The 16,724-nt window shown below is 70.0% G+C and carries 16 protein-coding genes; 11 read left to right on the top strand and 5 right to left on the bottom strand.

What is annotated here, in order from left to right:
* The first annotated feature begins 51 nt into the window (after positions 1-51).
* From ABEA62_RS04540 to ABEA62_RS04530, 3 genes are read left to right on the top strand one after another with little or no spacing between them, the layout of a single operon-like run.
* Positions 52-1,431 carry an acyltransferase family protein gene (locus ABEA62_RS04540; RefSeq protein WP_286214515.1) on the top strand — a complete coding sequence of 460 codons (1,380 nt, stop codon included), beginning with the start codon at positions 52-54 and terminating at the stop codon, positions 1,429-1,431.
* A complete protein-coding gene (locus tag ABEA62_RS04535) occupies positions 1,428-1,880 on the top strand; it encodes a DUF805 domain-containing protein (RefSeq protein ID WP_345378800.1) in 453 nt (150 codons plus the stop codon). The genes ABEA62_RS04540 and ABEA62_RS04535 overlap by 4 nt, the downstream gene beginning before the upstream one ends.
* Before the next feature lie 58 nt (positions 1,881-1,938).
* A complete protein-coding gene (locus tag ABEA62_RS04530) occupies positions 1,939-2,616 on the top strand; it encodes an NAD(P)H-binding protein (RefSeq protein WP_286214519.1) in 678 nt (225 codons plus the stop codon).
* A 254-nt stretch (positions 2,617-2,870) separates the two neighbouring features.
* Here ABEA62_RS04530 and ABEA62_RS04525 read toward each other — a convergent pair whose 3' ends face one another.
* Positions 2,871-3,965, bottom strand: a complete 1,095-nt coding sequence (locus ABEA62_RS04525; RefSeq protein WP_286214520.1) for an inositol-3-phosphate synthase — start codon at positions 3,963-3,965, stop codon at positions 2,871-2,873.
* Positions 3,966-3,980: 15 nt separating this feature from the next.
* Positions 3,981-4,568: a PadR family transcriptional regulator gene (locus tag ABEA62_RS04520; protein WP_286214521.1), complete on the bottom strand. Its 588-nt coding sequence runs from the start codon at positions 4,566-4,568 to the stop codon at positions 3,981-3,983.
* Positions 4,569-4,803: 235 nt separating this feature from the next.
* Between ABEA62_RS04520 and ABEA62_RS04515 the strand changes: the two genes are divergently transcribed.
* A complete protein-coding gene (locus ABEA62_RS04515; protein WP_286214522.1) occupies positions 4,804-7,062 on the top strand; it encodes a transglycosylase domain-containing protein in 2,259 nt (752 codons plus the stop codon).
* 23 nt (positions 7,063-7,085) lie between these two features.
* Here the strand turns inward: ABEA62_RS04515 and ABEA62_RS04510 are convergent, their stop codons facing one another.
* Positions 7,086-8,399 carry a carboxylate--amine ligase gene (locus ABEA62_RS04510; protein WP_286214523.1) on the bottom strand — a complete coding sequence of 438 codons (1,314 nt, stop codon included), beginning with the start codon at positions 8,397-8,399 and terminating at the stop codon, positions 7,086-7,088.
* Positions 8,399-9,661: a carboxylate--amine ligase gene (locus ABEA62_RS04505; protein WP_286214524.1), complete on the bottom strand. Its 1,263-nt coding sequence runs from the start codon at positions 9,659-9,661 to the stop codon at positions 8,399-8,401. The genes ABEA62_RS04510 and ABEA62_RS04505 overlap by 1 nt, the downstream gene beginning before the upstream one ends.
* Before the next feature lie 212 nt (positions 9,662-9,873).
* Here ABEA62_RS04505 and rpsF point away from each other — a divergent pair, with 212 nt between their 5' ends.
* The 6 genes from rpsF (at position 9,874) to ABEA62_RS04475 (ending at position 14,162) form a co-directional block, all read left to right on the top strand.
* Complete coding sequence (gene rpsF, locus ABEA62_RS04500; RefSeq protein WP_286214525.1) at positions 9,874-10,164, top strand: 30S ribosomal protein S6; 291 nt, start codon at positions 9,874-9,876, stop codon at positions 10,162-10,164.
* Positions 10,165-10,219: 55 nt separating this feature from the next.
* Entirely contained in the window at positions 10,220-10,711 is a 492-nt protein-coding gene (locus tag ABEA62_RS04495; protein ID WP_345378793.1) for a single-stranded DNA-binding protein, read from the top strand.
* A gap of 29 nt (positions 10,712-10,740) precedes the next feature.
* Positions 10,741-10,977 carry a 30S ribosomal protein S18 gene (gene rpsR / locus ABEA62_RS04490; protein ID WP_286214526.1) on the top strand — a complete coding sequence of 79 codons (237 nt, stop codon included), beginning with the start codon at positions 10,741-10,743 and terminating at the stop codon, positions 10,975-10,977.
* Between the two features lie 13 nt (positions 10,978-10,990).
* A complete protein-coding gene (rplI, locus tag ABEA62_RS04485; RefSeq protein ID WP_286214527.1) occupies positions 10,991-11,437 on the top strand; it encodes a 50S ribosomal protein L9 in 447 nt (148 codons plus the stop codon).
* A gap of 648 nt (positions 11,438-12,085) precedes the next feature.
* Complete coding sequence (dnaB, locus tag ABEA62_RS04480) at positions 12,086-13,462, top strand: replicative DNA helicase (protein ID WP_286214528.1); 1,377 nt, start codon at positions 12,086-12,088, stop codon at positions 13,460-13,462.
* 67 nt (positions 13,463-13,529) lie between these two features.
* Positions 13,530-14,162 (top strand): redoxin domain-containing protein, encoded by a 633-nt coding sequence (locus ABEA62_RS04475; RefSeq protein ID WP_286214529.1) that lies wholly within the window; start codon positions 13,530-13,532, stop codon positions 14,160-14,162.
* Here the strand turns inward: ABEA62_RS04475 and ABEA62_RS04470 are convergent.
* A complete protein-coding gene (locus ABEA62_RS04470) occupies positions 14,128-15,030 on the bottom strand; it encodes a cytochrome c biogenesis CcdA family protein (protein ID WP_286214530.1) in 903 nt (300 codons plus the stop codon). The genes ABEA62_RS04475 and ABEA62_RS04470 overlap by 35 nt on opposite strands.
* A 254-nt stretch (positions 15,031-15,284) precedes the next feature.
* On the opposite strand from ABEA62_RS04470, the gene ABEA62_RS04465 reads away from it, so the two are divergent.
* A complete protein-coding gene (locus ABEA62_RS04465) occupies positions 15,285-16,595 on the top strand; it encodes a hypothetical protein (RefSeq protein ID WP_286214531.1) in 1,311 nt (436 codons plus the stop codon).
* Positions 16,596-16,724: the final 129 nt, after the last annotated feature.

Raw genomic sequence — 16,724 nt, 5'->3', positions numbered from 1 at the left:
GTGCGTGGTGGCGCCGCGGCGCGCTCCCTCCCGCTCGCTAGCATCGGGGTCATGGGGGACATGACGGTGGCCGCGGCGGTGGCGGCGACGCCCGACACGCGAGACCGCTTCGTTGATCTGGTGCGCGTTGGATCACTCGTGGGCGTGGTGCTGGGCCACTTCGCGATGGCGGCGGTGACGCTCGACCACGCGACAGGGACGGTCGACATCGCCAACGTGCTCGAGTCCGCGCCGTGGACGCGGCCGCTCACGCTCGTGTTCCAGGTGATGCCGCTGTTCTTCGTGGTGGGCGGCTTCGCTCACGCCGTGGCGTGGGTGTCGCTGCGGCGCCGGGGCGGGGGATACGCCGACTTCGTGCACGCGCGCATCGGCCGCCTCATTCGGCCGACGCTGGTGTTTGTGTCCGTGTGGATGGCGGCGGCGGTGGTCATCGAAACCGTGTGGGGCGACTCTCCCGCGACCGGCCCGCTGCTGCAGATCGCGGGCCAGCTGCTGTGGTTCATCGGCATCTACCTCATCGCGGCGGCGTTCGCCCCGGCCCTGCACGCGGCCCATCGGCGGTGGGGCGGGTGGGTGATCGCGGTTCTCATGCTCGCCGCGATCGCGGTCGATGCGGCACGCCTCGCGGGTGGGGTCGACGGGGTGAAGTGGCTGAACTTCGCGTTCGTGTGGCTCGCGATTCATCAGCTGGGCTTCTTCTATGCGGACGGCGTCGCCGACCGCTGGGGTCCCCGCCGGCTCGGGGCGACGATGCTCGCCGTGGGCACGCTTGCCGTCGCGGCGCTCGTGGCATGGGGGCCGTACGGGCTGTCCATGGTGTCGTACGAGGGCGAGGAGCTGTCGAACCTCGCGCCGCCCACGGTCGCGCTGTTGGCCTTCGGCGTCGCACAGGCGGGGGTGGCGCTGCTCGTGCGCGGGCCGGTGCGGCGGGCGCTCGCGCAGCGGCGCGTGTGGGCCGTGGTGGTGGCGGGCGGCGCGGTGGCGATGACGGCCTTCTTGTGGCACTTCACCGCCTTGGTCGCGATCTATGCCGCCCTGTGGGTCGCGGGGGTGGACCTCGAGGCGGACCCGACCACGGCATCGTTCTGGTGGACCAAGCTCGCGCTCCTGCCGGTCTTCCTCGTTGTGGTGGCGGGCCTCGTGGCCGCATGGCGGCGCTTCGACCGCCCCCCGCGGCGGGACGGGCTCGTCGGGGTTGGTCGCGCGCGAGCCGCCGTGGCGGCGCTCGCGGTCGCGTGCGCGATTGTCGGCATGCTCGCGTTCGCCGTGGTGGGATTCCGTGGCGCGGCGAGCGGCTACGTGGGCCGGCTCGTGGGACTGCCCGTCACGGCCTGGGCCGCCCTGGGGCTGACCGTCGCGGCCGCGGTGCTTGCGGAGGCGGCGGTGAGGCGCGTGAGTAGAGTGGCGGAGGCAGAGGGGAGCCAAGGATGACCTTTGGCGAGGCGGTGTCGACGTGCCTGCGTGCGTACGCGGGCATCCGTGGGCGCGCCCGCCGCAGCGAGTTCTGGTGGTTCCAGCTCTTCGCCGCGGTGCTGTGGCTGCCCACCGTCGCCACGTTCTCGCTGCTGTGGGGCGCGGCCTTCGAGGGCTCTCTCGCCCCCGCCGAGGATCCCGCAATCAACCCCGATGCCGTCGGGTGGGGGGCACTCACCGGCGCGTTCGGCGTGGTGGTGGTCTACCTCGTGGTGGTCGTGATCCCGAGCCTGTCCGTCTGGGCGCGCAGGCTCCATGACACGGGCATGAGCTCGGCGTGGATCCTGCTGTCGGTGGTGGGTCTGGGGATCATCCCGCTCATCATGGCGATTCCCCAGGGCCAACCCGGCGCCAACAAGTACGGCCCCGATCCACGCGTGCATTCCCGAGTGGCGGCGGGCCGCTAGTTCGCGAGGGGCCGATGCCCCGGTTGCGACCCGTGGACGGGCGCGCCAGGGTGGAGGTATGAGCATCCCGCAACGCGTCGCCATCGTCGGCGGGCACGGCAAGGTCGCCCGCCGGCTCATTCCGATCCTGCTGCACCGCGGCCACGAGGTAGTCGCGCTCGCGCGCCGGGACGACCAGTTGAGCGCGCTGTCCGCGCTGGGAGCCCATGCCCGCCGTCTCGACATCGAGGCCGCCACCGAGGCGGACTTCGCGGCGGCCTTCGGGGGCTGCGAGGCGGTGGTGTTCGCGGCGGGCGGCGGGCCGGACGGCAACATCGACCGCAAGCGCACCGTGGACCTCGAGGGTTCGCTCAAGTCGATCGCGGCGGCCAAGCGGCGGCGCATCAGGAGGTTCGTGCAGGTGTCGGCGATCGGGGTGGACGTCGATCCGGACCCGGAGCGGGGCGAGGTGTGGGCGGCCTACGTGCGCGCCAAGCGTGAGGCCGACGCCGCGCTGAGGGAGTCGGGCCTGGCCTGGACCATCCTGCGGCCCGGCTCACTGACGGACGGGCCGGGGACGGGATGCATCACGATCGGTGAGACGGTGCCGCATCACTCGATTCCGCGCGTCGACGTCGCGCAGACCGTCGCCTCGTGCCTGTCGCGCCCCGCGACGGCGGGCCATCAGTGGGAGATCGTCACGGGCCCGCAGCCCATCGGCGCCGTGCTGGATCGGTTGACGGCCGCGTCTTCCTGAGGTCACCCCCCGGCGCGCCCGCCCCGCCCGCCCCGATGCGCAAGTCACACATCTGGTGACAGGTGTGGCTGAGCTGAACGGGGAATCGGCGACACCCGGCGTGAGATGTGTGACTTGCGGAGACGATGCCGGGGCCGGGGCCGGGGCCGGGGCCCCGCCCCACCCCCGACGCACCCGCCAATGGCAACGGGCCGGGCCCGCCCCCCGAGGGGAGGCAGACCCGGCCCGTTGCCGTGCGTCAGCGAGTGTGAGGCTTAGCGCTCGCGCGTGCCCGCGATGAACTCCTCGAGGTGCTGGCGGCCCAGCGTGTCCTCGGTCTGGACGGGCGGCGACTTCATGAAGTACGTCGACGCGGACAGGATCGGGCCGCCGATTCCGCGGTCCTTGGCGATCTTCGCGGCGCGCATGGCGTCGATGATGATGCCGGCGGAGTTGGGCGAGTCCCACACCTCGAGCTTGTACTCGAGGTTCAGGGGCACCTCGCCGAAGGCCGAGCCCTCAAGGCGGACGTACGCCCACTTGCGGTCGTCGAGCCACGCGACGTAGTCCGAGGGGCCGATGTGCACGTTGCGGTCGTCCTTCAGGCCCGCGAGCGGACCCGAGGTGAGGTTGGACGTCACGGCCTGCGTCTTCGAGACCTTCTTGGACTCGAGGCGCTCACGCTCGAGCATGTTCTTGAAGTCCATGTTGCCGCCCACGTTGAGCTGGTACGTGCGGTCGAGGCGCACGCCACGGTCCTCGAACAGCTTCGCCATCACGCGGTGGGTGATGGTCGCGCCGACCTGTGACTTGATGTCGTCGCCCACGATCGGGACGCCGGCGGCCTCGAACTTGGCGGCCCACTCCGGGTCGGACGCGATGAAGACGGGCAGCGCGTTGACGAAGGCGACGCCGGCGTCGATCGCGCACTGCGCGTAAAACTTGGCGGCCTCCTCGGAGCCCACGGGGAGGTAGCAGACCAGCACGTCGACCTGCTTGTCGCGCAGCACCTGCGTGACGTCGACGGGGGTCTCGTCCGATTCGACGATGGTCTGGCGGTAGTACTTGCCCAGGCCGTCAAGGGTCACGCCGCGCTGGACCTGAACCTCGGTCTTGGGGACGTCGCAGATCTTGATGGTGTTGTTCTCCGAGGCGGTGGTCGCCTCGACGAGCTCCTTGCCCACCTTGAGCGAGTCCACGTCGAAGGCGGCCACGAACTCGATGTCCGAGATGTGGTAGTCGCCGAACTGCACGTGCATGAGGCCGGGAACGGTCTCTCCTGCGGTGGCGTTCTTGTAGAACTCGACGCCCTGGATCAGCGACGTGGCACAGTTGCCCACGCCGACGATGGCGGCACGAAGCTTGGCCATGGTGAATCTCCTTGACTAGTGGCCCGCCGAGGCGGTGCCGGGGTTGTCCCCGCCGGGGGCGGATCGTTCATTTTCAATGAGGCGGTCGAGCCATTCGACCTCGCGCTCGACCCGCTCGAGGCCGTGGCGCTGGAGCTCGGCCGTGTAGGCGTCGTGGCGCTCGTGCATGCGCTTGAGCCCCTCCGACACCTCCTCCAGCCGTTCGGCGAGACGGCTGCGCCGTCCCTCCAGAATCCGCAGCCGGGTCGCGGAATCGGTGTGTGCGAAGAGCGAGAAGCGCACGTCGAACGTGTCGTCGTCCCACGACGACGCGCCGGCGCTCGCGAGCTCCTCCGCGAGGCGCGCACGCCCCGCCTCGGTCAGGCTGTAGGCAATTCGCGCACGCCGGGACGATGCGGGTGCCGCGGCGGCGGCCTCCTCGCCCGACGCGGTGATGAGCCCCGCCTCGACCATGCGCCGCAGGCACGGGTAGAGAGACCCGTAGCTGAGCGCGCGGAAGGGGCCGAGCTCGGCGCCGAGGCGCTTGCGAAGCTGATAGCCGTGGAGCGGCTGGTCCTTGAGGATGCCGAGGATCGCGAGGGCAAGGACGTCCGTCTTGGCCATGCGCTCGCCTCCTCTCCCCGTCGGCTCGCCGCTCGCGCGGCGATCCATCGTCCAGTTGTATCGCTCCGATACATCGAGAACCGTACATCACGGAATCGTGACGCGCGAGCCGGACGCGACTCGGCACGCAATGCCGTGCTCGAGCGTTGTTTCCGCAGAGACCTCGTGGGGCACGGCGTCCGTATCGCGACGCGCGCTCCCGCCCCAGCCCATGACCAGTCCTTAAGGTGGACACGTGACCGATCGCCCCAGCTCGCCCAAGCGCATCTCGACGCGCACCGCGTCGAACCAGGCCCGGCCGCCCCAGGCGACCAGGGCATCGTCCGCCTCCCAGGCGCCAGCGAAGGCGGCGCCAAGGACCGCGCCCAAGGCGGCGGGTGGCGGAGCGGCTGGCGGCGGCGGTAAGGGCGGCGGCAAGAAGGGCGCGGCGACGCCCGAGCAGCCGCGGTGGAAGCGCATCCTCAAGCGCACGGGCATCGCGGCCCTCATCACCGGTTTTGTCGCGGTCGCGGTCGGAGCGATCGCGCTCATGGTCGTCTACTCGCGCCTCGAGGTGCCCGAGGCCTCCGACGTCGCCCTTGCGCAGGCCTCGACCGTCTACTGGGCGGACGGCGAGACCGAGATGGGCCGGGTGGGCGAGGCGAACCGCGAGATCATCGCCCTCGACACGCTTCCCGATCACGTGCCGCACGCCGTGGTCGCCGCCGAGGACCGCAGCTTCTATACCAACCCGGGCATCGACTTCACGGGCACCGCCCGCGCGCTGTTCAACACCGTGGTGCTGGGCAACAAGCAGGGCGGCTCGACCATCACGCAGCAGTACGTCGAGCGCTACTTCTTTGGCGAGACCACCACGGACATCCCGGGCAAGATCAAGGAGGCGCTGCTCGCGCTCAAGGTGGACTCGGTGCAGACCAAGGACGAGGTCCTTGAGAACTACATGAACACCATCTACTTCGGGCGCGGCGCATACGGCATCGAGGCCGCCGCCAAGGCGTACTTCGGCAAGGGTGCCGCCGAGCTCACGGTGTCCGAGTCCGCGCTGCTCGCGGGCATCATCCCCGCTCCGAGCGCGTGGGACCCGCGCTTCAGCCCCGAGCGTGCCGAGCAGCGCTGGAACTACGTGCTCGACGGCATGGTCGAGGCGGGCTTCCTCGACCAGTCCGAGCGGGACGCCCAGGAGTTCCCCGAGACCATCGAGTTCGTGGCCTCCGACACGTTCGGCGGGCCCACCGGCCACCTGCTGCGTACGGCGCTCAACGAGGCCATGACGGTCCTCGACCTCGATCAGGACCAGATCGAGATGGGCGGCTACCGGATCGTCACGACCTTCCGCCAGGATCACCAGGAGTCGACCGAGGCCGCGGTGGCGGACATGCCCGACGACCACGCGGACAACCTGCGCGTCGCGGCGACCACCGTCGACGCCGCGACCGGCGCGATCACCTCGATGTACGGCGGCGCCGACTACCTGGAGGTGCAGCGCAACGCGGTGACCCAGGACATCGCGCAGGCGGGCTCGACGTTCAAGCCCTTCGCGATGATCGCCGCGCTGTCCGACGGCTACTCGCTCGAGTCGACCTATACGTCGAACAACGAGATGGAGATCGAGGGCTTCGACCGGCCGGTGCGCAACTTCGGCGGCACCGACTACGGGCGCATCGACATGGTGCGCGCGACCCAGGCCTCGGTGAACACGTACTACGTGCAGCTGGGCCGCGACGTGGGCCCCGACCGCGTCATGCAGGCCGCGATCGACGCGGGCCTTCCCGAGGACACCGTGGGCCTCGACTCGAATCCCTCGAACGTGCTCGGCTCGGCCTCTCCGACCGCACTCCAGATGGCGCACGCGTACACGACCCTCGCGAATGCCGGCGTCGAGAAGGACCCCTACACGGTGCAGTCCATCACGGACGCGAACGGCGACGTGGTCCTCGAGCACTCGGTCGACGGCAATCAGGTCTTCGACGCCGACGTCATCGCCGACACCACGTTCGCGATGCAGCAGGTGGTGCAGGGCGGCACCGGCCGCAAGGCCGCCGAGCTCGGCCGCCCGCTCGCGGGCAAGACCGGCACGTCGAACGACAACCGCTCCGCGTGGTTCATCGGCTTCAGCCCGCAGATCGTCGGCGTCGTGTCGATGTACCAGGTGGGGCCCAACGGCGAGGTCGAGGAGATCACGCCGTTCGGCGGCTACGACCAGATCACGGGAGGCTCTGTCCCCATCGACGTGTGGATCGCGATGATGGGCCCGATCCTCGAGGGCTACGACGTGGTCGACTTCCCGCCCCGCGCCAACGTGGGCGAGGCGAAGGGCGTCATCACCACCCCCACTCCGTCGCCCACTCCCACCGAGACCGAGGAGCCGGACCCCGTCGTCACCCCGTCGGAGGAGCCCGAGCCCGTCGTGACCCCGTCGGAGGAGCCGGAGCCCGTGGTCAGCGTGACGCCCACCCCCGAACCCTCGCCTCCCGCGGAGGAAGAGGGGGCGTAGCCGCGGGGACGATGCCCGAGGCGCTACACGCCGACGGCGCGCTCGGCGTGGGGAAGGCCGGCGAGTTGGGCCCGTTCCGCGGCCTGCGTCGCCTTGGGGTACCAGCGCCGGTACTTGCGCACGTGGTTGAGCTGGTGCGCGAGGAGGTAGGCGATGCGTCGTGGGGCGCGGTCGGCCGAGTTCCACAGCGCGTGTGACACGCGGCGCTGGCGGTAGAGCCGCTTCACGAGGCGTCGCGTGTCGGCGTCGATGAGGTACCGCAGGACCAGCGGCCGCGGCAGGATCGTGAAGAGCGTCTGGCGCTGCGCCGGCGGGTAGTCGTCGCCCGCGGCGGGCAGACCAAGCACGTACTCGCGCACGTACGCGACCGCGGGGTTCACCCCGGCGCCCGTCACAAAGAAGTTCGAGCGTGACAGGCGCGGGTTGAGCTCGAAGTACACGGTCTCTCCCGTGCGCGCGTCGACCTTCATGTCGAGGCTCGCGAAGCCGCGCCAGCCGAGGGACTCGAGCAGCCGCTCGACCTTCGCGGTCTCGGCGGGCTCGTCGATCGTGAGCACCACCGAGGAGTTCCCCACGGTTCCCGGCAGGTGCTCCTGCAGCAGCACGTGGCCGTACACGGTGAACGCGGCCCTGCCGTCGAGGCCCACGTACGTGTTGAGGATGCGCAGCGCGGCATCGTCGCCGGGGATGAGGTCCTGAATCACGAACGCGCCCCGGTAGCCCGCGGCGTGGATCCGCGTGAGCAGCGCATCGAGGGCCTCGCGCGTGGGGACGGTGAAGACCTTCTCCTTCCCCTCGAACTCGATCGCGTGGTACGCCGCCGAGTCGTCGGCCTTCGCGATGACAGGGAACTCGAGGTCGCCCGTGTCGACCGCGGGGCCCTGAGTGAGGTCAACCACCACCGAGCGCGGGTGCGCGAGTCCGTGCTCGCGGCACAGGTCCGCGAACGAGTCCTTGCTCGTGACGATGTCGAGCAGGTCGCGCTCGACGTACGGGATCGCGTAGGCGTCCTCGAGCTCCGCGCGATGCTCGATGAGCGAGCGCACCAGCCAGTCGACCGAGGCGACCGCGAGGAGATCGGCACCCGGGTGGCGCTCGGCGATCGCGCGCATCTCGCGGACCATCACCGCGGGGTCGTCCATCTGGGGCACCACGACGTTCTCGAGGATCGCCGAGTCGCGCACGATCCCGTTGAGGGTCGCGCTCATGAGCACGACCTTGACCCCGAAGGCCTCGTGGAACGCCCGCGCGATCGAGTAGCCGCCGATGTCTCCGCCGAGCACCACGGGCACGAGAGTGCGATCGCCGAGCAGCTCGCGATACGGGAACTGCCCCATCAGAAGCCACTCTCCGTGGGATGCGGATAGTGCTCGAGGTACTTGCGCACCAGGCGCGCGTCAAGCGCGCGCACGTAGAGGCGGCGCATGAGGCTGCCGTCTCCGCGGTAGCGCAGCGGGTGGAAGACGCCGTGCGCGCGCTTCGCCGCCGCGACGCGCGCGCGCAGCCCCGGGTCGAGCAGGTAGCGCAGCAGCATCCGGTACGGCACCACCGAGTAGAGGACCTCGCGCGGCGGGGTACGCGGCGGGGCGTCGCCGTCGACGTGGCCGGGCAGCAGGTCGCGCGCCGCGACCTCGGCGACGTTGACGCCCGCCGCGGTGACGTAGAAGTTGTTGCGGCCGATGCGCGGGTTGGCTTCGAAGAAGACGCGCTCGCCCGTGCGGCTGCTCACCTTGTAGTCGAAGTTCGCGAAGCCGAAGTAGTCGAGGTGATCGAGGAGGCGCGCCGCGGCGTCGAAGGCCTCCTGGTCGACCTGCGTGAGGATCGCGGCGGGGATGCCGAGCGTGCCGGGAGTGTGCTCCTCGAGCAGCACCTGACCGCCTCCCACGAGCGTGACCTGGCCCGCGCGGTCGCGGTACGCGGTGAGGGAGCGCATGTGGGTCTCGTCGCCTGGCACGAACTCCTGCACCAGGAACTCGCTGGGGTAGCCGATCTCCTCGAGGTGATCGAGCACCTCGACCAGCTCCGCCTCGGACGTGAAGTGGTGGATCTTCTGCTTGCCGGGAAAGCGCGCCGTGAACCAGTCCGCGCTGTTCGAGGGCTTGCCGATGAGGGGGTACTCGAGGGCCGCCTCCCGCACCAGGGCGAGGGCGTCGCCCTTGGCGACCCCGGCATCGTTCCCACCAAATCCGACCGCGACCGTGAACGGGGTCCGGACGCCGACCCTCTCGCACGCGGCGGCGAAGGCGACCTTCGAGGAGACCGCGTCGAACGTCGCGAGGTCGGGGAACGGCAGCAGCCAGCGCGGGTCGAGGTGGTCACGGTGCTGCGCGAGCACGCGCACGTGCCAGTCGAGATTGGTGAAGAGCAGCAGTTCGTGATCGGGGTGGTCGGCCGCGATGGCGTCGAGGCGGGCGAGCAGCACCTCGGGGGTGAAGACCTCGGGCTCGATCACCCAGGTGGCGAGGCGCGAGTAGCGGCCAAACGTGGTGACGCGGGGCGACACCACCAAGGACCGCCAGCCGAACCGCTCGTGGGCGGCGCGCTGGAAGGCATAGGTGCCAATGTCTCCGCCGAGTCCCACGACGAGTACCTGCTTCACCGCCACCTCCTCCGATCGGGCCGTGCCAGTCTAGCCAGGCCCCCCGACCCCGGCATCGTCCCCTCTCCACAGACCGGTGGCGCCCGCGAGGGGCCAGCGGGTATCCTGGACCGTCGCGAACCTGCCCGCCTCCCGGTGGGACGGTCGCGGCTGCATCACCCTCCTGCCACGGAACGTCCGTGGCCGCTTGAGTCCAGAGGAGGTGGGTATCGATGCGTCAGTACGAAATGATGGTCATTCTCGACCCTGAGGTCGACGAGCGTACGGTTCAGCCGTCGCTCGACAAGTACCTGACCGTGATCACCAACGACAAGGGCACCGTCGACAAGCTCGACATCTGGGGCCGCCGTCGTCTGGCATATCCGATCAAGAAGAAGAACGACGGCATCTACGCGGTGATCAACTTCACCTCGGAGTCCGCGACGGCCAAGGAGCTCGAGCGTCAGCTCGGCCTCAACGAGACCATTCTTCGCACCAAGCTGCTGCGTCCGGACGCTCACTAGTCCGGATCTCTCCCGACTCTCACCAGCACACACACGACACTCAAGGGACACACACATGGCAGGCGACACTCAGATCACCGTGGTCGGCAACCTCACCGGAGACCCGGAGCTTCGCTTCATCTCCTCCGGCGCGGCTGTCGTGAACTTCACGGTGGCGTCCACCCCCCGCACGTTTGACCGTCAGTCGAACGAGTGGAAGGACGGCGAGACCCTGTTCATGCGGTGCTCCCTGTGGCGCGAGGCTGCCGAGAACGTCGCAGAGTCCCTCACCAAGGGCATGCGCGTGATCGTCACCGGACGCCTTGTGTCGCGCTCGTGGGAGGCGAACGGCGAGAAGCGCTCCGTCACCGAGATGCAGGTCGACGAGGTCGGCCCGTCCCTGAGGTACGCCACGGCCAAGGTCACGCGCACGCAGCGCGGCGGCCAGGGCGGCGGCGGATTCGGCGGGGGCAACTCCGGTGGCGGCGGCTACGGCGGCTCGCCCGCCGGTGGCTCGTCGAACGACCCGTGGGCCTCGGCCCCCGCGTCGGACGAGCCCCCGTTCTAACAGGTACTTTTCTTCAGGAGTTCACTTCAATGGCTAAGCACGACATCCGCAAGCCGCGCAAGAAGGTCAACCCCCTCAAGGCCGCCAAGGTCGACAAGGTTGACTACAAGGACACCGCGCTGCTTCGCAAGTTCATCTCCGACCGCGGCAAGATCCGTTCGCGCCGCGTCACCGGGGTCACCGTTCAGGAGCAGCGTCAGATCGCCCGCGCCATCAAGGTCGCGCGCGAGATGGCCCTCCTGCCCTACGCCGGCTCCGGCCGCTGATCGGGGGTAGGACATGGCTAAGGTCATCCTGACCCACGAGGTCTCCGGGCTCGGCATCGCCGGCGACGTCGTCGACGTCAAGGACGGTTACGCGCGCAACTACCTGGTTCCCCGCAAGCTGGCCACCCCGTGGTCCGCTGGCGCCGAGAAGCAGATCGAGGGCATGCGCAAGGCGCAGCGCGCCAAGGAGATCGCGACCATCGAGGGTGCTCAGGCTGCGCGCGACGCGCTGCAGTCGGCTCCCGTCGTGGTGGCGGTGAAGGCCGGCGAGTCCGGTCGTCTCTTCGGTGCCGTCTCGCCCGCCGACATCGCTGACGCGATCGGCTCGCGCGCCACGGTCGACAAGCGCCGCATCCACGTCGCCCAGCCCATCAAGGCGCTCGGCGAGTACGAGGTGTCGGTTGCCCTGCACTCGGACGTCACCGCGAAGGTGACCGTCCAGGTGGTCGCGGCGAAGTAGTACTGCAGTTCTGGCCCGCGAGGGCTGGTCCGGCGTCTGCTGTGAGGCCCGGTCTCCCGTGGGGAGGCCGGGCCTCGCTGTGTCTTGGGGTGGGTGTCGGTGTCGGTGCGGGTTGGCCCGGCTTGGCTCGGTGCGGTTCGGCTCGGCCCGGCTCGGTGCGGCTCGGTGCGGCTCGGTCCGGTCCCGTCCGGTCCGGCCCGGAACGCGGGCGAATGCCGGAGGGGCCCGCACTTGGGGCCGCCGCAGCCCCGAATGCGGGTGGCATCCGTTTCGACCCGCATCCTGGGCGGAACCGGCCCCCTTCACGGGCAGTCGGGCAGGTCTCCCAGGGCCTCCTCGCGACACGCCGATGCGCGACACGCCGATGGTTTCATCGTCACCTTTCTCCACAGAGGGGGGAGCAGCAAAAGCCCAGGTAATGCTCCACTATCGCGGGCCGGTCACGAGAAATCCACATGTCTGTCCACATGGCCCACGCATGGTTGTCCACGGGTGAATCCGAGTCATCCACGGATCGGGCGGAGTTGTCCACGTGATCGACCTCACTCCGATTAGGCGGCGGCGCGAATGCGCCCTACCGTCGCGAGCCTGAGCCCGTTGTCAGACCCCCGCGCCATGCTGGGTTCACCGGCTCACGGAAGGGATGGCATGTCAGTCGACGAGCTCGAAGCGGCGTACGGGCCCAGCGAAGGGTCGCGCAATTCGTTTGATCGTCTCCCGCCCCAGAACCTCGAGGCGGAGCAGAGCGTGCTCGGCTCGATGATGCTGTCGAAGGACGCGATGGCGGACGTCATCGAGGCCGTTCGTGCCGACGACTTCTACAAGCCCGCGCACGAGACGATCTTCGACGTCACCGTGAAGCTGTACAACTCGGGAGACCCTGTCGACGCCCTCACGGTCGGAGCCGAGCTGCAGCGCCAGGGTCAGCTCGCCCGCATCGGCGGAGCCGAGTACCTGCACACGCTCATCGCGATGGTGCCCTCGGCGGCATCCGCCGGCTACTACGCGCGCATCGTCCGCGAGCAGGCGATCCTCCGCAAGCTCGTCGAGGCGGGGACCCGGATCGCCGGGATGGGCTACGACGGCGAGGGCGCCGAGGTCGATGCCATCGTCGACTCGGCCCAGGCCGAGATCTTCGCGGTGACCGAGCGCCGCAACTCCGAGGACTACCTGCCCATCGGCGACATCATGGAGCGCACGCTCGAGGAGGTCGACGCCGCGTCGGCCCGCGACGGCTCGATGCTGGGCGTGCCCACGGGCTTCCGCGAGCTCGACGACCTCACCGGCGGGCTCCAGCCTGGCCAGATGGTCGTGCTCGCCGCGCGCCCCGCGATCGGCAAGTCCACGCTGGGCCTCGACATCGCGCGGTCGTGCGCGATTCACCACAACAAGGCCGCCGTCATCTTCTCGCTCGAAATGAGCCGCGAGGAGATCACCAAGCGCATGTTGTCGGCCGAGGCCGGCGTGAAGCTCTCGAAGCTCACCAAGGGACCCATGGGTCCGAGCGACTGGGAGCGGCTCGCGCAGACCGCCGCCTCGGTCGCGAAGGCGCCGCTGTTTATCGACGACTCCGCGAACATGACACTGATGGAGATCCGCGCCAAGTGCCGCCGCCTCAAGCAGCAGCACGACCTCCAGCTGATCGTGGTCGACTACCTGCAGCTCATGACCTCGGGTCGCAAGGTCGAGTCGCGTCAGCAGGAGGTCTCCGAGTTCTCGCGCGCGCTCAAGCTGCTCGCCAAGGAGGTCGGCGCTCCGGTCATCGCCATCTCGCAGCTCAACCGTGGACCCGAGCAGCGCGGCGACAAGAAGCCCATGCTGTCCGACATGCGTGAGTCGGGGTCGATCGAGCAGGACGCCGACATCGTGATCCTGCTCCACCGCGAGGACGCTTACGACCGCGAGAACCGGCCGGGCGAGGCCGACTTCATCGTGGCGAAGCACCGTGCGGGACCCACGGACACCATCGCTGTCGCGTTCCGCAAGGACTTCGCCCACTTCGCGGACATGGCGCCCGACCTCTAGGCATCCCTCGCTCGCACGGCTCCGAACACGTACCGTACGCACAGACGGCAACGGCGAGGAGGCCGCGATGGCAGCACGGTGGAGTCTCGGGTGGGCGGCAGGCGCGCTCGTGGGAGGAGCGGTCCTGCTCGCGGGGTGCGCGGCCGACTCCGGTGAGGGCGTCGCTGCCGGCGACAGTCCCGCCGCAACGCCGTCCGGAGGGGCGGACGCCGGATCGACCACCGAGTCGAGCACCGGTCCGACGCAAGACCCTTCGCCCACGACCGAGCCGGAGACTCCCGACGGTCCCCACGCCTTCGCGTTCTCGGGCCCGCTGGTCGACGGCTCCGGCACGTTCGACGGTCTCACTCTCGACGACCGCGACGTCATCCTGTGGTTCTGGGCGCCGTGGTGCCCCACGTGCCTGGCCGAGGCGCCCGAGATCCTCGAGGCGATCCCTCAGCTTCCCGAGGGCGTCGAGGTCGTCGGACTTGCGGGACTGTCGGGCGACCTGGAGCACATGCAGGAGTTCGTCGAGATCAGCAAGACCGGCGACATGACCCACGTCGCGGATCTCGACGGCGAGATCTGGCGCGGCTTCGACGTGGTGTCTCAGGCGACGCTGATGGTGATCGACGACTCGGGCGAGGCCTACGAGCTGGGTGGCGGCACGACCGCCGAGGACCTCATCGAGTACGCCGAGAAGATCGCGTCCTCCTAGCGGCGATCACGACCGCGACCGCCGCCGCCGCGGCCACCGCCACGAGTGCCACCAACACGGCGGTGCCCCACGACTGAATCGCGAGCGAGATGCCCGACTGCCAGCGCGCGGTCGCGAGCAACACCGGGTTGAGTGCGGTGATGCCGTAGCGCGGCAGGATCTCGGCCAGCGCGAACACCACCACGTAGATCCCGGCCGCCACCATGAGCACGCCGCCGGCGCGCATGAGCAGCGGGGTGCGGCGCCGCAGGGCCGCCGCAGCGCCGGCGCCAGCCACCGCGGCCGCGAGCGAGACGAGCACGACAGTTGCTCCCATGCCCACCGCGTACGCGACGAACGGGGCGATCGTCTGCGCGGGACCCGGTGCCGCGAGGGCCTGGGTGACCACGGTGAGGAACAGGCCGATCGTGCAACTGAGCGAGGCGATCGCGAAGGATGCGCCATACGCGACTTGCGACGCGAACGTGCGCCCCGGGGCGTGCGACGCGCGACTCAGTGCTGCGAGCCCCGGGCCGCGCAGCTCGCCGCGCGCCGTCATCACCACGCCGAGCCAGACCACCAGGACCCCGAGCGCCAGCGTCACCCACGACACATACGGCAGGACGGTGGCCTGCAGTCCCAGGCTGATGCCGCCGAAGACCAGGCCCAGCGCCGTGAAGATGGCCACAAACCCCGCCGTCATCGCAAGAGCGAAGCCCAACGCGCGACGCAGGGCGACCGCGCGGGGAGGCGGGGCATCGTCCCCTCCCAGGGCGCCCGCGCTCCGGGTGATGATGACCGTGAGGTAGGCCGGCAGGAGCGCGAAGCCGCACGGGTTGAACGCGGCGACCGCGCCGAGGAGGAGGGCGTATGCGACGGCGTCGGCCATGGGGACTCCTGGGTCGGGTGCCTGCTGTTCGGGTGTCTGCTGTTCGGAAACGTGGCGGCGGCGGACGGGCGACGATGCTTCGCTCACGCTAGTGGCCCACCTCGCCGCGGTCGGGGCGCCGCCTCCGACGAGATTGATAATCGTTCTCGTTATCCGGTAGGGTCACGCTGTGCGCCGATCAGGAGGCGCCGCCGGGAGCGATCCCGGACTCCCCGTTCACGGAAAGGCGGGCCCTCGACGGGCCTTGGTACCCGATGTCCTTCTCACGCTCCGCGCGACGCGCCACCACGGCCGGCGTCGCGGCCCTGTCTCTTCTCGCACTGACCGCGTGCGCCTCAACCGAGGCCGGCGAGTCCTCCCTCAGCGCCTCGCCAAGCGCCAGCGACGACCACGACGACCACGCCCACGAGGCCGCCCAGGCGACGGAGGCGACGGCCGCGACCCCGCGCATCGTCCTCACGTATGACGGCGGGCTGGTCGTGCTCGACGCGAACTCGCTCGAGACCGAGGCGACCCTCGAGCTTCCCGGCTTCAATCGCATCAGTTCCGTGGGCGACGGGCGTCACGTCGCGGTGTCGACCACTGGCGGCTGGGCGATCGTCGACGCCGGCACCTGGACGCAGGCGCACGGCGATCACGCGCACCACTTCACGTCCGAGCCCGCGCTCCACGAGGTGATCCTCGAGGCGGAGGAGCCTGGTCACGTGGTTCCGCACGACGGCCTCACGGCCTTCTTCGACGATGGCACCGGCCAGATCACCGTGGTCGAGACCAGCGAGTGGGCGGACATGGTCGAGCACGAGCACCTCCACCCGATCCGCGAGTACACCACCGCCGAGGCGCACCACGGCGTCGCGGTCGCGACGGAGTCGGGCGAGCTGCTCGTGACGATCGGCGACGCGGACGGGCGCACTGGCGCGATGCTCCTCGATGAGGACGATGCCGTCATCGCGTCGAGCGAGGAGTGCCCGGGCGTGCACGGCGAGACGGCCTTCACGGGCGCGTCGGGCGAGGCCTACTTCGTGACCGGCTGCGAGGACGGCGCCCTGGTGTTCCACGGCGAGCACGTTCACAAGGTGGCAGCGCCCGACGCGTTCGGGCGGATCGGCAACGCGTTCGCTGTCGAGGGCTCCGACGTGGTCCTCACCGACTACAAGACGGATCCCGAGGGCGGTATCGGCCTCACGCAGGTGACGCTGCTGGACGTGGCGAGCGAGTCGCTCACCGTGATCGACGCGTTCCCGGGAGCGGATGCGCAGTACACGTGGCGCGGGCTGGCCCGCGGCGCGGACGGCGAGGCCCTGGTGCTCGGCACGGACGGGGCGCTGCGCGTGCTCGACCCCGCGACGGGCGACGTGGTGCGCGCCATTGACGTGATCGACGGCTGGGAGATCCCCGAGGAGTGGCAGACCGCCCACCCGGCGCTCACGGTGCTCGCTGGCATGGCCTACGTGACGGAGCCGGCGACCGGCGAGGTGCACATCGTCGACTACGCGGGCGGCGAGGTGTGGAAGTCCGTCGAGGTGGGTGTCGAGATGAACGAGATGGTCGGCGTGACCGGCTAACGGTTGCGAGAGCGGAAGCGGGCGCGCCGCCCCACGCCCCGCCCCCGCTGCCCGCCCCCCACCCCCCCCAAACGCCCCCCCCCCCCCCCCCGGGTACAAAAACAAATAAATTAAAAAAAAAATACCCAA

Origin of the sequence: Demequina sediminis (genome assembly GCF_039545075.1) — a bacterium.
Taxonomy (GTDB): Bacteria; Actinomycetota; Actinomycetes; order Actinomycetales; family Demequinaceae; genus Demequina; species Demequina sediminis.
Note: the sequence above shows the minus strand (reverse complement) of the source record. Positions and strands in the feature narration are given on the sequence as shown.